This window comes from uncultured Cetobacterium sp. (genome assembly GCF_947039425.1).
In the GTDB taxonomy this organism is placed as follows: domain Bacteria; phylum Fusobacteriota; class Fusobacteriia; order Fusobacteriales; family Fusobacteriaceae; genus Cetobacterium_A.
This window is the reverse complement of sequence record NZ_CAMQYW010000159.1, coordinates 1-4,441: the sequence shown is the minus strand read 5'-3', so window position 1 is coordinate 4,441 and position 4,441 is coordinate 1. Positions and strand designations below refer to the sequence as shown.

General features: G+C 24.4%; 3 protein-coding genes and 1 pseudogene. All 4 read right to left on the bottom strand.

The window, feature by feature from the left end:
- Positions 1-488: pseudogene (locus tag Q0V09_RS08195) on the bottom strand (hypothetical protein); the annotation flags it as partial.
- A 58-nt stretch (positions 489-546) separates the two neighbouring features.
- On the bottom strand, positions 547-1,620 hold the full coding sequence (locus Q0V09_RS08190; protein WP_297488386.1) for an STM4015 family protein: 1,074 nt from the start codon (positions 1,618-1,620) through the stop codon (positions 547-549).
- Positions 1,620-3,074, bottom strand: a complete 1,455-nt coding sequence (locus Q0V09_RS08185; protein ID WP_297488383.1) for an STM4011 family radical SAM protein — start codon at positions 3,072-3,074, stop codon at positions 1,620-1,622. The genes Q0V09_RS08190 and Q0V09_RS08185 overlap by 1 nt, the downstream gene beginning before the upstream one ends.
- Positions 3,067-4,350, bottom strand: a complete 1,284-nt coding sequence (locus tag Q0V09_RS08180; protein ID WP_297488380.1) for an STM4012 family radical SAM protein — start codon at positions 4,348-4,350, stop codon at positions 3,067-3,069. Before Q0V09_RS08180 ends, Q0V09_RS08185 begins: the two co-directional genes overlap by 8 nt.
- Positions 4,351-4,441: the final 91 nt, after the last annotated feature.

Below are 4,441 nucleotides of genomic sequence, written 5' to 3'. Positions count from 1 at the left end.
AATCCTTTCATTGGACCATTGTCTATGCACCTTCCAACTCTAGACATACTATGAATTATACCTCTATCACTATGAAGTAATGCTCCTTGAACAGCATCTCCACTATATGAATTCTTTAAAACTTTCAAAATCAATTCTGTATTTGCAGTATGTGATAATTCATATGATAAAATAGATTTATCAAACAAATCATATGTAGCACACATGTATAACTTGTTATTCCCATATTTAAACTCAGTAATATCTGTTAGAACCTTTTGTTGAGGCTTATCCGAATGAAACTCTCTATTCAAAATATTCTCCGCTTTATATTCAGCGGAACTGAAGGTCACAGGAAATTTATTTTCATGTGATACCTCTTTGACAGCTTGGAATTTTGAAATTAAAGGTGCATGATCTACTTCACACCCCTTCCTAACAGTTGTAACTTTTTTAGAATCATATTCTCTAATTTTAATTTTAAAATCATAGGCATATGTTTTTCTCAAGTTGATCTCCTTGGTATCTTAACTTTCTGTCAACTAAAGTGTATCATAATTCCATATTTTACTCTGTTAGCATTGGAGTTTTCCACTCATCTTCCTCTTCACGATTACTAATAGTTATATTTGATAATTTTCCCTTTAACTCTTTTTCCATTTCTTTTGATAAGTAATGATATTCTATAGTTATTTTTTTCAAGTTTTCACATTTATCTATATTATTTAAAATTGTTGCTCCACCTTTATCTGTTAATGTTCCATAAGAAAATGAAACTGTTTCTAACTGAGAAAGGATATTACTATTTAATATTTCTTCAACTATTTCATCTTCAAGATTACTATTTATTAGTTCTAAATTCTCAAGAGATGGGAATAATTCCTTTTTTAATATTAATTTAATATCTTCAATAGAACCATCAAATCCATAGTCTTCAATTCCCATATAAAGAATAAGAGTTTTTAAATTAGGAAGATTTGATTGAGAAAGCTCTGAAAAAATAGTTTTTGGTAATCCACCACAAATTATTTCTAAATGCTCTAATTTTTTATGATTAATTGGAGATAATTTAAGATTATTAGCACCTTTAATTTTTATTTTTTTTAAATTAGTTAAAGATTTAAAAATTTCAGTATAATCACCTTGCTCTATCCAAGAAACCTCACACTCTTCATAGTCCATATCACCAATAAATAAAGTTTCTAAATTATTAAAGGTATCTTTATTTTCAACAAAATAATCCAATAGAGGTTGGCAATCATCTTCATACCCTTCTCCCCACATTCCAATAGTTATATGTTTATAATTTTCAATTTTTTTATCTTTTTTTATTTTTAAAATAAGGTCTTCGATACTCTTTTCATCATCCCAAACTTCATCACAAGAAAGAGCATAACGTTTAGATTCATCTTTTGAATTAAAAATATTTTCTTGATTTGTCTCAACATATCCTTTTTTTACTTTTTGATTAATAAGCTTAGTAAACTCTTTATCTGCTTCCTCTTGAGTTTGTAAATCTTTTATTTTAATTTGTCCATTTGTACCAATACGTCCATAGTGAGTTGTAATTTTTAGAGCATCATTTTCAATTATCCAAAATTTTTGTGATTTTTCGTCTTGAAAGATATAGTATTTTTTCATTAAATTTTTTCTCCTCTTAAAATATAAAGTATTTGATTTATATTTAATTGATATTTACTTTTTTCCTTTGCTTTTGTTTTTCCATTTAAAACACAAACTGAATACTTTAAATTGGTAAAAAGAGTAATATCATTTAAATCATTTCCTATAGCTAAAACTTCATCTAAATTCATATTTAGAATCGATCCTACTTTTTTTAAAGCACTAAATTTATTAATCCCTTTTTTAACTAAAATATTTGGAATCCCTTTAAATATATCTGTTCCTTCTATTTTCAAATTATTTCTCTTTAATAAAACCTTATATAACCTATTATCAAAAGAGTAACTTTTTAAAATATTTTCTCTAAACATTTCCATATTAATTTCCATAGTTTCATATATTTCTAAATTTTCCATAGATATATGAGCTCCACAATCAAATATTCCACCTTTAAAATATTTACTAACTTTAGAACATTTTTTAAGAGCAATATCTTTTGGTAAATCTGTTATAAAATATAGATTATAATTTTTTTCGTATAAGAATTTTATAGTTTCTATCTTCTCTTGAGAAATCTCTCTATTTTCTACTAAAGTTCCATCTATATCAAAAAATATATTTTTAATATTAATTTTTTCAGGAACTCTATATAATTTTTTATCCCCAAAGAAATTAAAGATATTTGATTTGAATTTTGAATATGTAAGATAACAATCACAATCTTTTTTATTGCAATGTTTCTTACTGAAGTAGTTTTCTTTCATAAAAGTACCTAAAATTTTAGGATTTCTATTACATAATCTAACCTTTCCATTCCCTTCAATAAAAAAACTACCAACTCCACAAGAACAATATTCACTAAAATCAATCTCTTTTCTTCTATAAAAAATAGGGTCTATATTTTTAAATTTCTCTATTAACTCCTTAGAATACTCCTCCTTTAAATGTGAATACTCATTTATCCAAAGATAAACTGATTTAGGAAGATCTTTTCTTAAACTTAATATGTCTTCATAATCCTTAGGTATTCCAACCACTCCAACAGATATATTTATATCTTTATAAATATTTTTAATTTTAAATATAAAAGTATCATAATCTATTTGAGAAAAATGACAAGTTATCCATAAATTAATCTTATCTATAGATAGCTTTTTTTCTTTCATATTTTTTATCCACTCTATAATATTTAAACTTAAGTTTGTTTGGATACCAATACTTTTTATATCCTTTCTTTTTATAGCTTTTTCTATTTCATCCCTATAATATTTATGTATAAGTCCTTCACCATAGGGAGTTATAAAAATTTTCTTTAAATATTTTTTGTTTAAATTTTCAAAAAAAACTTTAAGCTGAAACTTATCCTTTTCTATCTCACTTAAAGAGACAGTATTTTTCGAAAAAGGACAGTAGTAACAAGAGTAGTTACAACTTTTTAGTGTTCCTCTATACATAAGCTCTAATTCATCCATTAAACCCATCCTTCATATTATCTGGAATAAATGTATAAAGAATATAGTCTGATAGTCCTATCCCATCTTTAGACAGTTTTAAACTATATTTATCTTCTATTATTAAACCTCTATCTATAAAATAGGTAATTTCTTTAAAGTCTTCTAATATATTGCATTTAAAAAGTGAATAATACTCCTCTTTATTAATACCAAAAATATGTCCTAAATTTTTAATTAAAAACCGTATTTTCATATGACTTTCATCTAACACAAAGCCAGTAATATTTTGTAAAAAGTCCTCTTTTTCTAAATAGTTATCAATTATATTTTTACACTCATTTAAATTAGAACTATACTCTTCACAAAAATGTATATTATTTAGATAACTTCTTCCTCCACATCCAAAAGATATGCTATTTTCAAATCCACAGCTTTCTCCAGTAGTTTCTATTTTTTTTGAAAATCTTCTCATAGAAATTTGTTTATATCCATTCTTTTCTAAAAAATCCACACTTTTTTTATATAAATAGTATTGAAACTCCTCATCTACTTTTATCTTTAGTTTTTCTAAAATTGTTTTTTCTCTAACATAAAGTGGATATAAAAATATCTCTTGAAAATTATATTCCACTGTTTTTTCTAAAGATTTTAAAAGAGTTTCTTCATTTTGTTCTGGAAGTCCATAAATTATATCTATATTTTTTACTAAAAAATCAATTTCATTTATATTATCAAGAGCTTTTTTGGCTTTTTCAACACTATGCTGTCTAAAAACATTTTTTAATTCATTTTGATAAAAAGATTGAACTCCTATACTTATTCTTTTTAGTCCTCTTTCTTTTAAATATAAGAGTTTTTCAATGGATGTCTCATTGGGAGATGTTTCTATTTGAAAATCAACATTTTTTAAATCTATTGAAAATACACTTTCAACTTTATTAAAAATTTTTTCTAAATTTTCTATACTTAAAATTAAAGGTGTTCCTCCTCCAATTATTAAACTTGTAACTTTAAGATTTTCTAAAGAGATCATATTTTTTATATAATCAATCTCTTTTAAAATTTGTAATACATATTTATCTATATAATCATTTTCTTTTGTTACTACAGAAAATAAATTACAATATCCACATTTTGATGAACAAAAAGGTATATGAATATATAGTGAGATCTCTCCATTTACTGTTAATAAGATATTTTTTATAATATTTTTATCAATATTTTCATACATTTTTTTGTGAGGAAAACTATACATATATTGTGAATAGATTTTTTCTTTTTCTAATTCTTTCATCTATCTATTTCCCTTTAAAACAAAGTGTTTATAAGGAACTGTAAGATCGGAAGAGCACACGTCTGAACTCCAGTCACGAATTCGTATCTCG